General features: G+C 64.4%; 14 protein-coding genes. 6 read left to right on the plus strand and 8 right to left on the minus strand.

The features are described from left to right. Nucleotides 1-44 precede the first annotated feature (44 nt). Nucleotides 45-1,604, minus strand: a complete 1,560-nt coding sequence (locus R3E49_RS14345) for an arylsulfatase (RefSeq protein ID WP_371295666.1) — start codon at nt 1,602-1,604, stop codon at nt 45-47. A gap of 215 nt (nt 1,605-1,819) precedes the next feature. Here R3E49_RS14345 and R3E49_RS14350 point away from each other — a divergent pair, with 215 nt between their 5' ends. After that, nucleotides 1,820-3,355, plus strand: a complete 1,536-nt coding sequence (locus R3E49_RS14350; RefSeq protein ID WP_371295667.1) for a S10 family peptidase — start codon at nt 1,820-1,822, stop codon at nt 3,353-3,355. Here R3E49_RS14350 and R3E49_RS14355 read toward each other — a convergent pair. Beyond that, nucleotides 3,352-3,714 carry a hypothetical protein gene (locus R3E49_RS14355; RefSeq protein ID WP_371295668.1) on the minus strand — a complete coding sequence of 121 codons (363 nt, stop codon included), beginning with the start codon at nt 3,712-3,714 and terminating at the stop codon, nt 3,352-3,354. The two genes, R3E49_RS14350 and R3E49_RS14355, sit on opposite strands and share 4 nt — an antisense overlap. Nucleotides 3,715-3,751: 37 nt before the next feature. Next, entirely contained in the window at nt 3,752-4,012 is a 261-nt protein-coding gene (locus R3E49_RS14360; RefSeq protein ID WP_371295669.1) for a succinate dehydrogenase assembly factor 2, read from the minus strand. A gap of 110 nt (nt 4,013-4,122) precedes the next feature. On the opposite strand from R3E49_RS14360, the gene R3E49_RS14365 reads away from it, so the two are divergent. Then, nucleotides 4,123-5,094, plus strand: coding sequence for a folate-binding protein YgfZ (locus R3E49_RS14365; protein WP_371295670.1), 972 nt, complete (start codon nt 4,123-4,125; stop codon nt 5,092-5,094). Here the strand turns inward: R3E49_RS14365 and ung are convergent. The 5 genes from ung to npdG are packed head-to-tail and all read right to left on the minus strand — an operon-like array spanning nt 5,073 to nt 11,411. Further along, entirely contained in the window at nt 5,073-5,774 is a 702-nt protein-coding gene (gene ung / locus R3E49_RS14370; protein WP_371295671.1) for a uracil-DNA glycosylase, read from the minus strand. The genes R3E49_RS14365 and ung overlap by 22 nt on opposite strands. A gap of 3 nt (nt 5,775-5,777) precedes the next feature. Continuing rightward, entirely contained in the window at nt 5,778-9,011 is a 3,234-nt protein-coding gene (cofH, locus tag R3E49_RS14375; RefSeq protein WP_371295672.1) for a 5-amino-6-(D-ribitylamino)uracil--L-tyrosine 4-hydroxyphenyl transferase CofH, read from the minus strand. Continuing rightward, nucleotides 9,008-9,964: a 2-phospho-L-lactate transferase gene (cofD, locus tag R3E49_RS14380; RefSeq protein WP_371295673.1), complete on the minus strand. Its 957-nt coding sequence runs from the start codon at nt 9,962-9,964 to the stop codon at nt 9,008-9,010. The genes cofH and cofD overlap by 4 nt, the downstream gene beginning before the upstream one ends. After that, nucleotides 9,964-10,731, minus strand: coding sequence for a coenzyme F420-0:L-glutamate ligase (gene cofE, locus R3E49_RS14385; protein WP_371295674.1), 768 nt, complete (start codon nt 10,729-10,731; stop codon nt 9,964-9,966). Before cofE ends, cofD begins: the two co-directional genes overlap by 1 nt. Next, nucleotides 10,728-11,411 (minus strand): NADPH-dependent F420 reductase, encoded by a 684-nt coding sequence (gene npdG, locus R3E49_RS14390; protein WP_290744253.1) that lies wholly within the window; start codon nt 11,409-11,411, stop codon nt 10,728-10,730. Before npdG ends, cofE begins: the two co-directional genes overlap by 4 nt. A 209-nt stretch (nt 11,412-11,620) precedes the next feature. Between npdG and R3E49_RS14395 the strand changes: the two genes are divergently transcribed. The 4 genes from R3E49_RS14395 to R3E49_RS14410 are packed head-to-tail and all read left to right on the plus strand — an operon-like array spanning nt 11,621 to nt 19,236. Further along, nucleotides 11,621-12,403 (plus strand): SDR family oxidoreductase, encoded by a 783-nt coding sequence (locus tag R3E49_RS14395; RefSeq protein ID WP_371295675.1) that lies wholly within the window; start codon nt 11,621-11,623, stop codon nt 12,401-12,403. Beyond that, nucleotides 12,400-14,628 carry a pyrroloquinoline quinone-dependent dehydrogenase gene (locus R3E49_RS14400; protein ID WP_371295676.1) on the plus strand — a complete coding sequence of 743 codons (2,229 nt, stop codon included), beginning with the start codon at nt 12,400-12,402 and terminating at the stop codon, nt 14,626-14,628. The genes R3E49_RS14395 and R3E49_RS14400 overlap by 4 nt, the downstream gene beginning before the upstream one ends. After that, complete coding sequence (locus R3E49_RS14405) at nt 14,615-18,040, plus strand: DUF1631 family protein (protein ID WP_371295677.1); 3,426 nt, start codon at nt 14,615-14,617, stop codon at nt 18,038-18,040. Before R3E49_RS14400 ends, R3E49_RS14405 begins: the two co-directional genes overlap by 14 nt. Beyond that, on the plus strand, nt 18,037-19,236 hold the full coding sequence (locus tag R3E49_RS14410; protein ID WP_371295678.1) for a helix-turn-helix transcriptional regulator: 1,200 nt from the start codon (nt 18,037-18,039) through the stop codon (nt 19,234-19,236). The genes R3E49_RS14405 and R3E49_RS14410 overlap by 4 nt, the downstream gene beginning before the upstream one ends. Nucleotides 19,237-19,311: the final 75 nt, after the last annotated feature.

Below are 19,311 nucleotides of genomic sequence, written 5' to 3' on the forward strand. Positions count from 1 at the left end.
GCCGCAGGGGATAGCGCTCAGGCAGGCCCGAGTTCAGCGCCTGCTCAGCCGCCGGCCGCCTGCGCGGCGGTGGCGCGCATCTGCTGCATTTGCTGCATCTGCTGCATGATGCGGTCAATCGTGAAACTCGCCGTCGGCTGCCGCGGCGGGAATTCGCGGAACGTGGCCAGCCACTTGCCGACTTCCTGCTGCACCGGCACAAACAACCACAGCTGATCGGCAAAGAAGCGCGAGTACAGGCCGGAATCGATGGACGTTTCGTAGGGGTCGCTGCGCAGGTTGATGATGCGCGGGAAGTTCAGCGCCTCGCGCGGGCCGCTCCAGCCCTGCATTGCCCAGGCGAAATGCAGCTTCCAGTCGCCCCAGCGCAAGGCGTTGAAGTTGGCGTTGTCGTCAAAGTAGAACAGATTGTTGCGCTTGCCGGGGCCCGTGCCAGCCAGCAATTCCGTCTGGTCGTAGCCGTCGAGATACACCTTGAAAGTCTTGTTGCCCACACGATGTCCACGCAGCAGCTTATCCTTGATATCAGATTCACCCACGGCGGTCAGCAGCGTGGGCAGCCAATCGAGGTGGGAGAAGATATCGTTGATGACGGTTCCCGGCTGGACCACACCAGGCCAGCGGATCATTGCCGGCACCCGGAAGCCCCCTTCCCAGGTAGAGCCCTTCTCACCGCGAAACGGCTCAACACCCCCGTCCGGGTAGGTATTGGTTTGCGCACCGTTATCCGTCGAGTAGATCACGATCGTGTTGTCGGCGATGCCCATCGCGTCCAGGGTGTCCAACAGCTGCCCGACGTGATCGTCGTGCTCCATCAGGCCATCCGCGTACAAACCGTAACCGGATGCGCCGTCCCACTTCGGTGCCAGCCGTGTCCAGTTGTGCATGCGCGTGGCATTGAACCAGACAAAAAACGGCTTCTCATCGCGCTGCGCGCGGCTCATGAAATCAATTGCGGCATCGGTGAACTCCTGGTCCACCGTTTCCATGCGCTTGCGGCTCAAGGGACCGGTGTCCTCAATGCGGCCATCGGCATAGGAACGAATCACACCGCGGGGCGCAAAACGTTTACGGAACTCCGGGTCCTTCGGGTAGAAATACGTCTCCGGCTCCTCCTCGGCGTTCAGGTGGTAGAGGTTGCCGAAGAACTCGTCAAAACCGTGATTGCTGGGGAGGAACTCGTCCTTGTCTCCAAGGTGGTTCTTGCCGAACTGGCCGGTCGCATAGCCGTGTGGTTTGAGCAGTTCCGCAATGGTGGGGTCCTCAGCCTGCAGGCCGATTTCTGCGCCCGGCATCCCCACCTTGAGCAGCCCCGTACGCAGGGGGTGCTGGCCGGTGATGAACGCGGATCGTCCGGCGGTGCAGCTCTGCTCGCCGTAGTAGTCAGTGAAGCGCGCGCCCTGCTGCGCAATCCGGTCAATATTCGGCGTACTGCCACCGAGCATACCCTGATGGTAGGCACTGAGATTGGACCAGCCGATATCGTCCCCCCAGATCACCAGGATGTTGGGTTTTTGGCCGGCCGCGCCCACCGAGCCTGCCCCCAGCAGGAACAGTATCGCAAGCAGATGCCGCCAGGCGCGAGTCGGATTACGCGTTATCATGTTATTGCCCTATCAAAAACTGGGCCCGTATTAGCGCACGACAGCACCTCGCGATGCCACTACACCAGCGCAATGACCCCGGCGAGGCACAAATACCCAAACCCGCAGCGCCCCCGGCTGTCCGCTCACGCAGCGGCCTCGAGGCCAGCGGGGTCACCCTTGCGTGCGGTACAGGACTTGATACCCTACGCCCGCCCATTTCCGAGGAAGACCACATGCCCTCCAGTTACATGACGCTGCGATCGCTGCTGGCACCGCTGTGCTTTGGTGCCGTCCTGCTGCTGACCCCACCGCCTGTCACCGCCGATGACAGCGACGACACGGCCGAAGCAGCACTGCCTGTCCCGCCACCGCTGCACGCCGAAAGCAGCGGACGGGTGCGAATCGACGGCAAGCACATCGATTATCGCGCGACTGCCGGCACGCTGGAGATGAAAAATGATGACGGCGAGGTGATCGCCCATTACGGCTACACCGCCTACGTGAGGGCAGACACAGACAAACGCAGCCGCCCGCTGCTTTTCGCCTACAACGGCGGGCCCGGCTCCGCCTCAATGTGGCTGCACATGGGCATACTCGGGCCACAGCGCACCGTGGTTGAGGACACCGCATTCAGCACGCGGGGCCCCTTTCGCTACACCAACAATGAATACAGTATTCTCGACAGGGCCGACCTGGTCATGATCGACCCCGTCGGCACCGGATTCTCACGCGCCGTCGGCAAAGGCAAAGGTGAAGACTTCTGGGGCGTCAGCAAGGATATCCAGACAGTCTCAGATTTTATCGCGCGTTACATTACGGCAAACGGCCGCTGGACGTCTCCCAAGTATCTGCTTGGGGAGAGCTACGGCGGCATACGCAGCGGCGGTGTGGCATGGGACCTGCTTAACCGCCACAGTATTGCGCTGGACGGGGTGGTGCTGGTCTCCCCCTACATGGACTACATCGCCGGCAGCGCGGGCACCCCGAACGACCTGCCCTATGTGAACTACCTGTCCACGTTTGCCGCCACGGCCTGGTACCACGGCGTCAGCGAATTCCGTCCCGAGTCGCTGGACACGATGGTTGAAGAGGCCGAGCGCTTCGCGCTGGAGCAGTACGCCCCGCTGCTGTTGCAGGGCAACGCCGCCAGCGCCGCGGCGCGTCAGGAGGTGCTGCGTGGCCTGCAGCGACTCACCGGCATCAGCGCGGATTACTGGGAGCGGGCCAACCTGCGCATCGATGAGGCGCGCTTCGCCAAGGAATTGCTGCGCAGCCAGCGCAAAACTGTTGGTCGCATCGACTCCCGCTTTGTCGGCGACGGGATCAATCATGTGGCCGAGGACTTCATGTATGACCCCTTTTTCCCCGCCGTCGGCCCGGCCTTTGTCGCCACCTTCAACGACTATTATCGCGAGGTGGTCGGGGTGAAGACTGACCTCACCTACATCACCTCGGCAGACCTCTGGCAGGCGTGGAGCCAGGAACACACCCATCCTGGCCCGGTGGGCACGCAGCCCGTCGCCAACACGGCGGTGGACCTGGCTTTTGCAATGACCCAGAACCCCAATATGCGCGTTCTGGTGCAGCAGGGCTACTACGATCTGGCCACCCCACTCGGCGCCACCCGCCACTTCCTGCGGCATATGGATCTGCCGGAGAAACTGCGCGGCAATATCAGCGAAGCGTACTACGAAGCGGGTCACATGATGTACCTGCACCCTCCCTCCATGGCCAGCTTCAAGGCCGATCTCGCACACTTCATCCGTTAGCGGAAACGCTCCTCGCGAGGGCGGTAGACAAGCCACCAGCGGCGCAGTGCGCGGTAGTCGGCGTCATCAAAATCTGCCGCCCAGAGCCACAGGTAGTGTCGCCGGCGACTGCCTAGCCGCAGCCAGACCAGCACGCAGACACGCGGCAGCAGGACGGCATGGGGTTCAAAAGCGACCGGCGCCAGACGGCTGCAGCAGGGGCCGCTCAGCCAACACTGCTGCGCATGAATCTCCAGACGCCAGCGGTCCCTGGGCCGCGGCATGCCCACCCGGGCGACGAGCGCCCAGGCGGGTAATGCAGCCAGCGCATACTCGCCGTAGCCGCGCGCGGCCAACTCGGTGATGGCCAGCAGAAGCAACAGACAGAACAGACACCAGCAGGGTTGTGGGCGACGGTCAGTCCAGGTCAGGACGAGTGAAGGTGAGTATGTTGCGAACAATGGCGGCCAGCTCCGGGTCCTCGGGCATCTCCCGGCGCAGGAACCAGCCAAACAACTCCTGATCCTCGCAGAGCATCAGTTGGCGATAGCGTTCCCGATCGACGGCATCGAGCTGCGGGTAGCACTGGTTGACAAATGGCTCCAGCACAAGATCGAGCTCCAGCATTCCGCGACGGCTGGCCCAGCGCATGCGATTGTGGTCTTCTGTGTCGAGCATGACAGCTCCCATTGGGTACGCAAACGTCAAAAGCCGCTATTATAGCCTGTCGTCGCCACGCACGGCCAAACCGCGGCCGCACTACACAGACAGGAGGTGCAAAGCATACTGTGACAGACCACCAGAGCCCCGACTGCCCACACACCAAGCTGCTGCTGACGCCGCTGGTTTCCGAAGCACTGCTCGAAGTCAGCGGCCCCGATGCCGTGAGTTTCCTGCACAACCAGGCCAGCTGCGACATTCGGCAGCTCGCATCGGACGCCGCCTGTTACGGTACCTTCTGCAACCCACAGGGGCGCGTGCTCGCCGATTTCGTCGCTCTCGCCGTGGCACCCGACACGCTGCTGCTGCGCCTGCGCGGGGAGATACTCGAGCGCACACTGGACAACCTGCGTCGGTTCGCCGTGTTCTCCAAGGTACAGCTGCGCAATGCGAGCGAGGACTGGCAGCTGCTGGGGATTCAGGGGCGGGAGCTGACCGGCGCGCTGGGCGAGGGGCTTCCGGAGGTTCCCGCAGCCCCGCTGGCCTGGACGCACACAGCAGACGCCATCGCCTTGCGCACCACTGGAGATACAGACGCAGTGGAACTCTGGGTGCGCAGCACCGCCGCGAGCGACCTGCTCAGCTCACTCAGGGCACAGTCGGCCCTGCAGGCGGATGAAACTGCCTGGCAGGCCGCCACCTTGCGACAGGGTGTTGCGCGGCTGTCCGCGGCAACCAGCGGCGAGTTCCTGCCGCAACAGCTGAATTACGACCTCATCGGCCACATCAACTTTCGCAAGGGTTGCTACCCCGGGCAGGAGGTGATCGCACGCATGCATTACAAGGGCAAGGCGAAACGCCGCATGCTGCTTATGACAGCGCCTGTTGGCACCGAGCTGCACGCCGGTGATGCACTGTTCCGGGCTGGCCAGGCGCAGCCCGCCGGCACGGTCATCAATGCCGCACATGCAGACAGTGGTGCGCAGCTGGCCCTGGTATCCACGACCGAGACTGCAGTGGAGGAAGGGCTGCTCACCGCAGCCGAAAGGGGCACCGCACTGGCGGTTCTGCAACTTCCCTATGCGGTGCCGTTTGGCTGAGGTGGCAGCTGCCAGTCGATGGGAGGCTGTCCTTGCCGGGCCAGCCAGGTGTTGGCCGCGCTGAAATGTCCGCAGCCGATAAAGCCACGGTGCGCACTGAGTGGCGAGGGATGGGGCGCGGTCAGTACGCAGTGGCGATCGCGGTCTATCGCCGCACCCTTGCGCTGGGCATAACTGCCCCAGAGCATGAACACAACGCCACGGCATTCGCGGTTGACCAGTTCCACCACGCAGTCGGTAAAGGTCTCCCAGCCCTTGCCCTGATGTGAGGCCGCACGGCCCGCAGCGACGGTCAACACGCTGTTCAGCAGCAGGACTCCCTGATCCGCCCAGGGGATGAGGCACCCCTGCTGCGGGCGGGGTATGCCCAGGTCTCGCTCCAGTTCCTTGAAAATATTCTGCAGGGACGGTGGCAGCGCAACGCCCGGGCGCACAGAAAAGCACAGGCCGTGAGCCTGGCCGGGGCCGTGGTAGGGATCCTGCCCCAATATCACGACCCGCGTGCGCTCCAGCGGGGTGTGCGCAAAGGCCTTGAATATCTCGGCGCCCGGCGGGAACACCTGTACACCGGCAGCCTTTTCCGCCTGCAGAAAGGCACGGAGTTCGCGCATGTAGGGCTTTTCAAACTCCGGGGCCAGATGCCTGAGCCAGCTCGCTTCAAGCTGTACGCGCGCAGCCACGACTCAGTTGCAGGCTGCCATCAGTACCACCTGCTCTGGCGGCGTGACAACGGGCAGATCAGCATGCGGCAACAGCCGTTTGTCACGGGCCAATTTCCCGGCATCGGCGTTTTCTATCGCCACCAGGGGAATCGCTGCATCCGCCGCGATGCGACGCTCCACGGCTGCATCACCATACAGGGTGGTGCGTAACCGTGGGTTTCGGCCGAGTGCATGGATTCGCGCCTCCATCACTGCGGGTGCCCACTCCTGGCCGTGGGCCGCGCCGGCAGCCCGGGTGATGCTCTCGTTCATCAGGGTGCCACCGAGATCATTGGCCCCGGCGTTCAGGCAGACGTCCACGCCCGCCTCGCCCATCTTGACCCATGAGGTCTGGATGTTGTCGATAAAGCCGTTCAGCACCAGCCGCGATACCGCGTGCATCAGCACCGCCTCGCGGAAGGTTGGGCCCCGCCGGGCCTTGCCGCGCAGAAACATCGGGGCTTCCATGTGCACGAAGGGCAAGGGCACCAGTTCAGTAAAACCGCCGGTGCGCGCCTGCAGTGCGCGCAGCTGCAGCAGGTGTCGCGCCCAGTGCTGCGGCTGTTCGATATGCCCGTACATGATGGTTGCGGTGGTACGGAAACCGATGCTGTGGGCCGTTTCCATCACCTCCAGCCACTCCGCCGTGTTCAGTTTGTCCGGGCACAGCGTGGCTCGCACCTCGTCATCGAGGATTTCAGCCGCGGTTCCCGGCAACGTTCCGAGACCTGCGGCCTTGAGTTGCCGCAGGTAATCCACCAGCGGCAGACCCAGTGTTGCGGCGCCCTGCCACACTTCCAGCGGGGAGAATGCATGAATATGCATATCGGGAGTCGCTGCCCGCACTGTGGCCAGAATGTCCAGATAGGTCTGGCCCGTGTAATCCGGGTGAATACCACCCTGCATGCAGACCTCTGTGGCACCGCGCGCCCAGGCTTCGCGGCAGCGCCGCGCGATCTCGGTGGCACTGATATCGTAGGGCCTGCCACGCAGTTCCTCGCTGTGCTTGCCCTTGGAAAATGCACAGAACTGGCATTTGAAGTAGCACACATTGGTGTAGTTGATATTGCGGTTGATGACATAGCTCACCGCATCACCACAGCGCACCCGGCGCAGGCGATCCGCTGCCTCAACGACAAAGCGGAATTCGGGGCCACGAGCCGCAAACAGCCGCACCACATCGGCTTCGCCAAGGGGCTCGGCGCGTTCGCATCGCTCCACCACGGCGCGCAGTTCGGATGCAACCGCAAAGGCGTTCAGGGGCGACGAGAGCAGTGCTGCCTCAACTGCCGGAACGGGCGCCTCCTCTCCCGGAACCCAACTGTCGCGTCGCGCAAACCCGGCGGCATCCTGCAGTCTGAGCACCGGGGTGCGCAGGGCGGGGTCAAGCCACCGTGATGCCTGCTGCACATAGCCGGGGTAGATCGTCAGGCGCTGCTCCAGGAATTTACCGGCCGCTGCCGTCTCCCGGGCGAGATGGTCCAGATGCGGCCACGGAGCCTCGGGATTGACGTGGTCTGGCGTCACCGGTGACACGCCACCCCAATCGTTGATGCCTGCTGCAAGCAATTGCGGCAGAACACCAGGACTGAGATTAGGGGGGGCCTGCAAATTCATCTCGGGGCCAAAGATGATGCGTGCTACGGCCAGAGTCCAGAGCAGGTCCTCCAGGTCGGGTTCCGGCGCACCGGCCATCAGGGTACCGGGCTTGGCACGGAAGTTCTGCACAATCACTTCCTGCAAATGCCCGTGCTGCTGGTGCAGCCGGCGCAGCGCCAGCAGGGACTCTATACGTTCACGCCGGGTCTCACCAATACCAATGAGAATACCAGAGGTGAAGGGCACTGAGGCCTCGCCGGCCAACTGCAGGGTGCGCAGGCGCTCTGCAGGCTGTTTATCCGGTGACCCATAGTGCGGCATGCCCTTTGCACACAGGCGCTCGGAGGCAGACTCCAGCATGATGCCCATGGACGCACTGACCGGTCGCAGCGCGGCAATTTCTTCTGCCGTCATGCAGCCCGCGTTGATATGCGGCAGCAGGCCGGTCTCTTCGAGAATACGTCCAGCGACATGCGCCACGTACTCGAGCGTCGTGGCAAAACCCATGTCGGCGAGTGCCTCACGCGCAGCCCGGTAGCGCAACTCGGGCTTCTCACCCAGCGTCAGCAGCGCTTCCTGGCACCCCTGTGCCGCACCGGCGCGGCACAGCGCCAGCACCTCGTCAACACTCAGGTAAGGCGCCGCGACCTGCCTGGGGGTCGTAGCGAAGGTGCAGTAATGACAGACATCCCGGCACAGGCGCGTGAGTGGCACAAATACCTTGCGCGAATAGGTCACCACCTGGCCGTGACCACGGTCGCGCAGCTCACCGGCGAGTGCTACCAGACCGGGCGTGTCGGTGAACTCCGCGAGGGACAGGCAGACCGCCTCAGAGGGCAGTACACCGCCCATCAATTCGGCACGTAGCGCGGCCAGACCGGAGCGCGGTGGCGCTGCCACCGTCGCACCCGCCAGTTGTTGCGCGCGGGCAAACTGCCCTGCCCAGGCACGGGTCAAAGGCCCAGAAATGGTCTCCGGTGCTGCCCAAAGGCGCTCCAGGTCACGCGGGGTGTCGATGTCGCGAGCCAGCCCGGGGCGCAACAGTGAACCCGCCGCAAGCCCCTGCCGGCGGGCCCACTCGAGGTGTCGCACACAGGAGTCACCGCCAAACGAAAAAGCTGGCCGCAGGTCGGCTCTGAACAGCAACAGGTTGGTTCCAGTGCCCGCCTCATCACAGGCCACCAGCAAGCCACTCCCCACTTCTTTTCGGGCGAGTGCAGCGTCAATATCTTCGGGCGTGAGGAATGGCAGGTCGGCATGCATGACCATGAGCAGGGCATCTGCCGGCACAACGTCGGCACGCAACCGCTCGCAGGCCGCCCCCAGCGCCTGGTTGAGCGCCTGCAGCGGCGCCTCCGCCGCAGCGGGGGTCGCGAGCAGGGAGGATTCCGACCAGAGGCGGACTTTGCCGCCGATGACCAGGGAATCTGCCTCCGGGGCGTCTGAAATGAGGGTGATCGAGGCCACGCCCGGATGGGATGACAGCACACGCACGACATCGCCGGCCATCGCCAGCACCAGCGCCCGTCGCTGTGGCGGTGGCAGCGCATCGGCCAGTCGGGTCTTTGCCGCCTCCAGCTGCTTCAACGGCAGCACCACATGCAGCGGCGACGTCACAGCAGCTCCAGGCAGGACTTCGCCAGCGCCTGTTTGCTCGCGCGCTCCTGCATGACTGTTGATCTCACCTGCACCTCCATTCCAAGCGCCGCAATCTCCGGCGCCAGTGTAGCGTCACTGTGGTCGATAACAAACGTCGTGACGAGGCCGGGGTAATGACGCGCGTAGTGTTCTGCCACGCCGCAGGCGGTTACCGGCATCCCGAGTTCCGCCATCATCTTCGCCGCGGGCCCTTTCAGCGCCTGCCCGGCAACGATAGGAGCAACCGCCACGACACGGGTGTTGCACTGTCTCAGGGTCTGCCAGAAATTGTCCAGCCGCAGTATCGGGTCGATACTCACAAAGGGATTGGAAGGACAAATAATCACGCCAGCCAGATCGGCCGACCTGCAGAGTGCGGCCAGTGAGGGCTGCAATCGAGCCGCATCAATGCCACGAAAGCGGAAACCGCTGACCCGTGGACGACACTGTTCACGCACGAAATACTCCTGGAATGCCAGTTCCCCCGCATCAGTGTGCACCAGGGTAGGCACCGGATCATCGCTCATGGGGTAGACCTGCGCCCGCACACCCAGGCGGCGGGCCAGCTCTGCCGTCACGGCGGACAGTGAGCCACCGCGCGCCAGTTCACCGGCGCGCCAGAGGTGTGTCGCCAGATCCCGGTCGCCCAGGCGAAACCAGGTGTCAGCCTCCAGCGCCTGCAGGGCCTGCAGCACTTCCCAGGTTTCCCCGGCCAGCCCCCAGCCCCGGGCCGAGTCATTGCGCCCGGACAGGGTGTACAGCACCGTGTCGATATCCGGGCAGATGGTCAAACCGAGGTGCTGAAAATCGTCCCCGGTATTGCAGGCGATATGCAGACGCTCCGCCGGCAGGCAATCACTCAGGCCCAGGCACAGCTTCGCACCGCCTACTCCACCGGACAGCGCCAGCACTGAACCCGCCGCAGCCGTCATCACCGGAACATGTCCTGCTCGCGGGGGCGCAGCAGCACTCGCGCGTCCCGCGGAGACGCGCGCAGGCGCGCGCCGCGGGCCAGAACCACCGGCAGGCCCTCAGCCGCCTGGCCTTGCACCAGCGAGGCCGCTGCGGCCAGCTCATCAGCCACAGCCGGCTCCGTCACTTCCAGCCGGTTACCAAACCGGTCGCAATCCCCTATCTGGTTGAACAAGGGGTCGAGGCCCGCGGTGCCGAGCGCCAGCCCCACCGTACCAACCCGCCAGGCCCGGCCAGCGCTGTCGTTGATGATCACCTGTGGAAGCAGCCCGCAGAGCGCACCCAGGTTCTCGCGCAGGCGCGCCGCAGAGGCATTGCTGTCCTCCGGCAGCAGCAGCACGCGGGGGTCGTCGGCGGCGTTATGGATGTTGGAGCGATCGATGCCGGCATTGGCATGCACATACCCCTCGCGATGCTCGACAATGATGACGCCCTTGCGCACGCGCAGTACGTCTCGAGATTCATCGAGAATCAACTGTACCAGCCGCGGATCCTTGTCCGCCTCGCGGGCAAGGTCGAGGGCACGCCCACCGGGTACGACCTCGGCGAGCCGGCGGTAGCGGTTCTCCGCCTTGGAGACAATTTTTTGCGCCAGCACAAGCACATCACCGTCCTGCAACTGCAGGCGGTTGTGCTGGAGGCTGGCGTAAATCAGTGCGGCAAGGTCATCCCCCGGTGCGACTTCGGGAAAGCCCTCCAGGGGAATCAGTTCAAGCCGTGCACTCATCCATGGCTATCCAGGCCGGAGATGCGGATGCCGGCGTGGCAGCTGTACTGTTTGTTGATCGTGATCAGTACCGAGGTGAGCGCTTCGGCCGCAGCGGCATTGGCGATCATTCCGGCGTGGAAGCCGCGCAAACCCGCCGCCTCGACCAGGGTAATGACCGCGGCGCGGGCTTCCTTTTTATTGCCACACACCAGCACATCGCAATCCACCGCGCCTTCATCCTGCAGGTGCGCTGCGGCCACGTTCTGGAAGGCGGACACCACATCCACACCCTCGCCCAGAAGATCCTGGGCAATCTGGCCCGCGCTGCCCTCTGGGGGCAGCTGTACGCGGGCCACGCGCGGCGGCACCAGCGGCACGGTGACGTCGATCAGTATTTTACCCTGCAGGGCCGGTGCGACCAGTTCCAGGGTGCTCTTCTGGTGGCTGAAGGGCACCGTGATCGCGACGATATCCGCAGCCTCGGCAGCCGCCAGGTTCTCCATGGACTCCACGTTGACCGTGGCACCGCGCGCAGCCATCACCTGACGCAGGTCGCTGGCGGCCTGCTCCGCTTTTTCCTGGGTGCGGGAGCCGATGATGACCCGATATCCCGCCTGCGCCCAACGCCGCGCCAAACCTGTGCCGAGATCGCCGGTACCGCCCAGAATGGCGAGTACAGGAAGAGATTCTGTTGTCATAACTGTCTACGTCCTGATTGCTTGATGGAGAGGCAAGCAGTTCAGCAAAGTCTACCGACCGCGTCTCTGTTCGCCCGAAAATGACCGCTTGACCCTCGCTGTTTCCGGTTTTCTGTGGACCGGGTTAGGATGCGCGAGGCCGAGGCATATTAGGCAATTCATACGCCGATCACAAGTTGCCCGCCATCCCTGACAAGGAGCAAGACATTATGCACAACCCGATGGATTTCAGCGGCCGCGTGGTCCTGGTGACAGGTGGCGGCAAAGGCGTTGGCCGCGGCATCAGCGAGCGATTCCTCGCGGCGGGCGCCGAGGTTGCCATCTGTGGCCGCAATCCTCCGGAACAGCTGCCCGCCGCTGGCGGCCGCGAGGCCTTTTTCTTCGCCTGCGACGTGCGCAAATACGACGAACTGGAGGCGCTGATCGATACTGTGGTCGCGCGTTGCGGACGGCTGGACGTGCTGGTCAATAACGCCGGCGGTGCACCGCATGCGGATGCGGCGACCGTCTCGCCGCGCTTCCACGAATCCATCATTGCCCTCAATCTCACCTCGGCGCTGCACGCCGCCCAACTGGCCAACCGGGTCATGCAGGGGCAGGCGTCGGGTGGCAGCATCATCAATATCGCCAGCGTCAGCACGATCAGGCCCTCTCCCGGCACGGCCGCCTATGGCGCAGCCAAGGCGGGGCTGGTCAACCTGGGCCACTCGCTGGCCGTGGAATGGGGGCCCCTGGTGCGCATCAATGCCATCATCGCCGGCCTGGTAGAAACCGAACAATCCCACCTGCATTACGGCGATGCAGCCGGGGTGGCCGCCGTGGGCCGTACCATACCACTGGGCCGCATGGCGGTACCGGAGGATATCGGCGATGCCTGCCTGTTCCTGGCATCACCCCTTGCCTCCTACATCAGCGGCACCAGTATTGCCGTGCACGGCGGCGGGGAGAAACCCGCCTTCCTGCAGGCCGCCAACACCTCGACCGGCTCGTGAACCGTTATCGCGGCCTCGCTGCCCTGTTCGCTGCCCTTGCTCTGGCCGCTGGCTGTCATGCCGCCACCGACGCCGACACCGTGCCGGCACACGCTGCGGCAGCCGGTGCTGCGCCCCAGGGCTGGCCGCATTACGGCGGGAGGGAGGCAGCACAGTATGCCGACCTGACCGACATTACGCCGGAGAACGTCGACCAGCTGGAGCTCGCGTGGAGCCACCGCTCAGGCGATTTCAGCGACGGCAGCGGGGACTGGGGACTGACCTCGCTGCAGGTGACGCCGATCGTGGATGGTGACAGCCTCTATTACTGCACGCCCTTTGGGCGGGTCTTTGCGCTGGATGCAGAGACCGGCGAGGAGCGCTGGGTGTTTGATCCCGATGTGCAGAACCGGCGCAGTGGCCTCTACCCCGCCGTCTGTCGCGGCGTGGCACTGTGGCGGTCCGCGGAGCCCGAGGAGGCTGCCGCCCACTGTGGGACACGCATTCTCTATGGCACCCGGGACGCCGAGTTGATCGCCCTGGATGCGCGCAGTGGGCAACCCTGCGAGGAGTTTGGCACTGCAGGTCGGGTCTCGCTGAAGGAGGATATCCAGGGCGGCGAACCGCTGGTTTACTATCCCACGTCACCGCCGTGGATACAGAACGACCTGGCGATTATCGGCGCGCTGGTACCGGACAATGAACGCAAGGATGTGCCCTCCGGTGTGGTGCGCGCCTTCAGCGTGCGTAGCGGCGAGCTGGTCTGGGCCTGGGAGCCTCTCACCGAGGCCTACCGGGCGCGGCATCGCGACAGCCTGGGCCGCGCACGCTACCACCAGGGCAGCCCCAACGTGTGGGCGCCGATTGCCGGGGACCCGGAGCGCGGTCTGATCTATGTCCCGACCGGCAACCCCGCCCCGGACCTGTTTGGTGGGGAGCGCGATGGCATTGACGCCTACGGGTCCTCCGTCGTCGCGCTGGATGCCAGCACCGGCGAGGTGCGCTGGCATTTCCAGACCGTGCATCACGACGTCTGGGATTACGACGTTGCCTCCCAGCCCACGCTGTTTCGCATTCCCGGCGTGGGTGCCGGCCGCGCGGGGCTGGCGCAGGCCACCAAGATGGGCCATGTGTTCCTGCTTGATCGGGAAACCGGCGAGCCGCTGTATCCCGTCGAGGAGCGGCCGGTGCCGCAGGGCGGTGTACCCGGCGAGACCCTCTCCCCAACCCAGCCGTTCCCGACACATCCGGCGCCGCTGCACCTGCCCGCCAGACTGGGGCCGGAAGACATGGACGGGCTGGTCTGGCTCGACAAACTCGCCTGCCGCAGAACCCTCGCACGCTACCGGTCGGAGGGGATGTTCACGCCGCCAAGCCTGGAGGGCAGCGTGCTCTACCCCAGCACCACTGGCGGCATTAACTGGGGCGGCGCCAGCATCGACCCCAGGCGGGGCCTGCTTATTGTCAACCAGATGCACCTGGCGACGGTGGTGCAGCTCATACCGCGGGCCGAGTACGATGCTCTCAACCCGACGGCGGGCTACCCGATTGAGCACTACCCCATGCAGGGCAGTCCCTATGGCGTGCGCCGGTTTCCGCTCTTCTCCCCGCTGGGCGCACCCTGCAACCCGCGTCCCTGGGGCAGCCTGACAGCCGTGGATCTGCTCTCCGGGGAGGTCGCCTGGACACGCCCGCTGGGCACGACCCGCGGGCAGGCACCCTGGCCGTTCTGGTTCGAGGCGGGCTCCCCCAATGCGGGCGGTCCGCTGAGCACCGCGTCCGGCCTGATTTTCATCGCCGCCACCACCGATGCCTACCTGCGCGCGTTTTCCAGCGCCAGCGGTGAGTTGCTGTGGCAATACGATCTGCCGTACACCGGGAACGCCACGCCACTGAGCTACCGGGCCAAAGCCGGTGGCAGGCAGTTCGTCGTGCTGGCAGCCGGGGGTCACGGCTGGTCCACTGCCGGTGACGCGATCCTGGCCTTTGCGCTACCGGAAAAAAAACCCCGCAGCGCTCTAGATGCCGCGGCCTGCACACCACACCAGCGCTTGTCGCTGGATTTGGTGCAGGTATACTGCGTGCATTCGTTCGCCGCGGCGGGAGCTTCCCCATCCGATACAGAGCTGACATGTCACCTGCCCCCCTTTCCGCGATCCACCTCCGCTCGTCCGCCCGGGACTGCCGCTGCATGGCGCGGCGCGGTTGCCCAGTCGTCGCGGAGAAACCGGCGTGAACACGTTTGACACCTACCGCCAGATCAGCGAACGGGAACTTGAGCGCCGCTTTGCGCGCTTCCTGGAAGAGCTCACAGAAAACCTGCTGCGCTCTGCGCCCTCGCCGCGACAGGGCCAGATATCGCGCACCCAGGTCACTGACGCCATCGGCATTCTGCAAATCCACCAGCGCGGCATGGTCGGCAGTTTCCTGGGGCACTACCGCAGCTTCCACGACAAGCTGACGCCGCCCGCTGCCGAGCTGAACCACTGGTGGGACGTCATGGACGAGAGTGGCACCATGGATCTGGTGGATCTCCACACCTTCGAAAACTACCTGGCCGTCGACCGCCTCGCGCACGTCGGCGAGGACCTGCACCGCATCGGCATGGAAGCCCTGCAGATTCGCGTGGCAGAACTGGTGCGGGTCGATCCGCTGACCCTGCGACTGCCGGAGCACGTCGCCCAGCTGGCACGTGCGCTGCAACTGGTGCTGGAGGAGTACCGCATACCGCAGCAGCTCACCCAGCGCATCTATGATCTCTTTGCCCGCCTGTTTGTCCGCAATCTCGACAGCCTGTACCGGCACCTGAACGAGATTCTGGAGCAGGCCGGGATACGACCGGACCTCGAAGGCCAGATACTGGCCAACGGCTCCCTGCTGCGCAAGGCCGATGAGCGGCCCGATCGCAGCCGACGGCGGCAACCTCCAGGCGACGCCACGGCTGGCACGGGAGGCGGTGGCAGTGCTGAACAGCGTCCAGAAAAACTGTATTCCTCTGTGATCAATGCCCTGAACTTCAAGCGCAAGGTTGAGCAGCCGCCGGCACAGACCGGTGCCGTCATCGACACCGAGAAATTGATCAACGCACTGGCCCTGCTGCAGCAGCGTGGTGAATCGCCACAGGTGGCGCGGGGTGAAACCGCCGTCGCGGATTTCCTGCTGGGCCAGACACCGGAACTTGCAGGCGATGTCGCGCTGAGCGCGGACAACCGCAACCAGCTGGAGATGATCGACAGCCTGTTCGAGACCATCCGCTCACAGCTGGACGTCAGCAGTGAATTGCAGCCTGTGCTGAGCAACCTGCAGTTGCCCCTCGCACGGCTGGCGCTGACCGAACCGCAGTTTTTCCTGCAACCGGACCACCCGGCACGTACGCTGGTGGACAAGCTGGCGGCGCTGGGCAGTTCAGCGAACTTCCCGAACCGTATGCTGGAGAGCCGCGTCGCCGAAATTGTCGCGACGATTGTCCGCGACTATGACGGCGACTCCGCGGTGTTCGCTGCAGCCCTGGAGCATGTTGAACGGCTGTCCCGACAGCAGTCACAGGCGCATGCGCGCAATATCGAACGGGTGGTCAAAACCCAGGAGGGCAAAGAGAAACTGCGCCGCGCGCGTGACGCGGTGGAAACCGTGGTGCGGGATTGCCTCCCGCCCGGGCAGATTCCCCGGATACTGCAGGACCTGATCGATCAGGGCTGGCGCGACCTGATGGTGCTGACGCACGTCAAACAGGGCGTGGACAGCGACGAGTGGGAGGAGCAGCGACGCACCCTGCAGTTGCTGACCACCTGGTTGCTGGAGCAGCAACGCGGCGAGGTCAGCGAGGACCAGTGCGTCGAACGCAGCCTCGAAGCAGAACCCTTCATCGACCTGATGGAGCAGCAGATCAGCAGCGCGCTGCCCGGCAACGTGTCGATTCAGGCCGTATACGATGAACTGCGCGGCGTACTCGCCGGCGACATCCCCGTCGAACTGCTGCAACGTGAAGGCGAGGGAGATTCCGGGGCCGGCGATGAACCGGAACCCACGCGCGAGGAGCGCCTGGCGAAAACCCGGCGCCTGCGCCGCTGGGTGCAGCGGGTGGACAGCCTCGGCAAGGGCATGTGGCTGAACTATCGCGACAAAGCCGGCGTCAAGCACCGCATTCAGCTGGCCTGGATCAGCGACGATCGGGAACGCTTCCTGTTCGTCAACGATCGCGGCCAGAAGGTCGCCGAGCTCAACCAGGTGCAACTGGCACGCCAGCTCAGTCGCGGGGCGCAGCCTCCCGCGCCGGCCGACCGCCTGTCCGTCGTCGACCAGAGCATGTACAACACACTGGAGGACGTGCAGCGCACCCTGAGTTTCGCCCGCAACCACGACCCCCTCACCCGCCTGATCAACCGTGACACCTTTCTTGACCAGGTGGGTCGCGCGCTGCGCCATGCCCATGCGCATCACTCGCAGCACGCCATCCTGCTGCTCAATATCGACCGCTTCGGTCTGGTGAACGAGATCTACGATCGCATCAGCGGCGACCAGGTACTGCTTGAGTTTTCGCGCCTGCTGGCGCAGCTGCATGGGCGCAAGACCTCCTCCGCCCGGCTGGAGGAGGACACTTTCGCGATTCTGCTTGTCGATGGCGACACCGAAAAGGCCAAGGCGCTGGCAGAACAGGTGCGCAGCGATATTGCCAATGGCAGTGTGGACATCGACGGCGAAAAGGTGAGTTTCACCGTCTCCGTGGGCATCGCCCCGATTCAGGACTACAGCCCGGACGTCGATGCGGTGATGACCAATGCCCAGGCGGCGGTCACGCAGGCGAAGCAGCTGGGCCGCAACTGTGTACACCTCTACCAGCCCAGCGAGGATACAGTGCGCAACCTGCGCAGCGAGCAGCGCCGCTCGCGCAAGGCGTTGGAGGACGAACTCTCCAGCGAGCGCTTCATGTTGCGCGCCCAGCCGATTGTAAAGACGGCAATGACCGGCGAGAGCCCCACAACGCGCCACTACGAACTGTTGCTGGCCATGCGTGACAAGAGCGGCAAGCTCAGCTCGCCCCAGAACTTCATCACCTCGGCCGAACGCCACGGCATCATGACCCTGGTGGATCGCTGGGTGGTGCGCGAAGCGTTCATGTGGATAAACTCATTGATGGATGCCCAGAAGGTCGTCCCGAGTGTAGCGATCAACCTGTCTGGGGCCAGCGTTACCGACGATGCCTTCCTGGACTTCCTGTTCGAGCAGATATCGGAGTTCGGTGTAGGCACCAACCGCCTGTGCTTCGAAATCACCGAAACCGGCACCATTTCCAACCTGGTGAAAGCGGCGGATTTCGTGCGGGCTTTCCGCAATATCGGCTGCAAGTTCTCCATCGATGACTTTGGCACCGGGCTGGCGAGCCACAATTACCTGCGCGAGCTGCCGGTGGACTACGTCAAGATCGACGGCAGCTTCATCACCAGCATCGACCAGGACAGCAACGATTACGCCATGGCGCGCTCGATCAACGACCTCGCCCACTTCCTCGGACAGGAAACCATTGCCGAATCCGTAGAGAATGAGAACATCATTCGCAAACTCCAGGAAATTGGTGTTGACTACCTGCAGGGCTGGGGTATTGGACGACCAAAACCGCTTGCGGAGGTCACCATGGATCTGTCGAGTATCGAAAAATGAGCCCGCGGAGCGATCCGCTGGACGTCGCATCGATCGGCGGTGTGCCCGCTGCCTATGATGACCTGGTGGCGGCCCTGTACCGCGGCCCACTGGAAAACCCGCCCTGGTCCTCAGCGCTCCCCCTGCTACGCAGCCTCGTTGAGTGTCAGGTGGTCTCACTGGTCCTGCGGCCACCCGCAGAAGACGATCGCGGCGTCATCCTGAACAGTGTGCGGCCAGCGGCGGACGGCACCGCCGCCCGGCCGCTTTCCGACCCGGCAGATTGGGAGGTCACCGCCTACCGCGAACAGTTTTTCGCGCTGGACCCGTTCGTCAATCTGCCGCCCGACAAGGTGGTGGCACTGGAGGACATTCTCAGCGACGATGAGCTGGTCGCCTCGGAGTATTACGAGCACTACCTGAAGTCCGCGGGGCTGTTTCGCATTCTCGGCCTGGACACGGTGGAGCCCGGAGGGATGCTGGCACGCCTGCGATTTTCCCGGCGCCACACTGAGCCGCCCTTCAACGACGACGAGCGCGCTGCCATTGCCCGCATCGCGCCCCACCTGCGTCTCTCCATCCAGCTGTATGCCACCCTGGGGCGCACCGCCTCGGAGCGCAACCTGTACGCCGGCGCCGTGGAACAGCTGGCGGTGGCCACCATCGTGCTCGACGAGCAGGGCCGCGTACTCAGCGCCAACACCGTCGCACGCGCGCTTCTGGAGGGCGACAACGGCCTCAGCGTACGTGGACAACACCTGGTCATTGAAGGGCGGGACAAGAATCGCGAGCTGCAGACCGCACTGGACACCATCATCAAGGCCCTGCACCGGGGCGAGGCGTCGGTCATCCGTGCCCTGCGCGTACCGCGCGGCGGTGATCGGGCGCAGCTGGGGCTGGTACTGCGCCCGGTCCCGGTTTCAGAGTGGGGTGAGGGCCAGTCCAGCCCCTGCGTTGCCGTGTTCATTTCCGACCCGGACCTGAATGAGCCCAGCTCTCAGGGCACCCTTGGCCAGCTGTTTGACCTCACCCCTGCCGAAGCCAACCTTGCCATCCTGCTGTCGCGGGGACTGAGCCTCGCTGAGGTGTCTGAGGCACAGAATATCTCGCAGCACACCGCCCGTGCCCAGCTCAAGTCCATTTTCGCCAAAACCGGCGTTTCGCGGCAGGCGGAACTGGTGCGACTGGTGCTGAAAAGTGTGGCCTCGCTGGGCTAGGAAATCGTTTTGCGAGCTGGCCCACAGAGGTTCAGTAGCCCTGTCAAATACACTATACTGCGCGTTACAAACCAG

The sequence above is a fragment of the Haliea sp. genome, assembly GCF_041395985.1.
Taxonomy (GTDB): domain Bacteria; phylum Pseudomonadota; class Gammaproteobacteria; order Pseudomonadales; family Halieaceae; genus Haliea.

Coding starts and splice junctions, on each gene's coding strand:
- R3E49_RS14395 (WP_371295675.1), top strand. CDS start 11,621: ATGCACAACCCGATGGATTTCAGCGGCCGCGTGGTCCTGGTGACAGGT.
- R3E49_RS14345 (WP_371295666.1), bottom strand. CDS start 1,604: ATGATAACGCGTAATCCGACTCGCGCCTGGCGGCATCTGCTTGCGATA.
- R3E49_RS14350 (WP_371295667.1), top strand. CDS start 1,820: ATGCCCTCCAGTTACATGACGCTGCGATCGCTGCTGGCACCGCTGTGC.
- cofD (WP_371295673.1), bottom strand. CDS start 9,964: ATGACGGCTGCGGCGGGTTCAGTGCTGGCGCTGTCCGGTGGAGTAGGC.
- cofE (WP_371295674.1), bottom strand. CDS start 10,731: ATGAGTGCACGGCTTGAACTGATTCCCCTGGAGGGCTTTCCCGAAGTC.
- npdG (WP_290744253.1), bottom strand. CDS start 11,411: ATGACAACAGAATCTCTTCCTGTACTCGCCATTCTGGGCGGTACCGGC.
- R3E49_RS14410 (WP_371295678.1), top strand. CDS start 18,037: ATGAGCCCGCGGAGCGATCCGCTGGACGTCGCATCGATCGGCGGTGTG.
- R3E49_RS14360 (WP_371295669.1), bottom strand. CDS start 4,012: ATGCTCGACACAGAAGACCACAATCGCATGCGCTGGGCCAGCCGTCGC.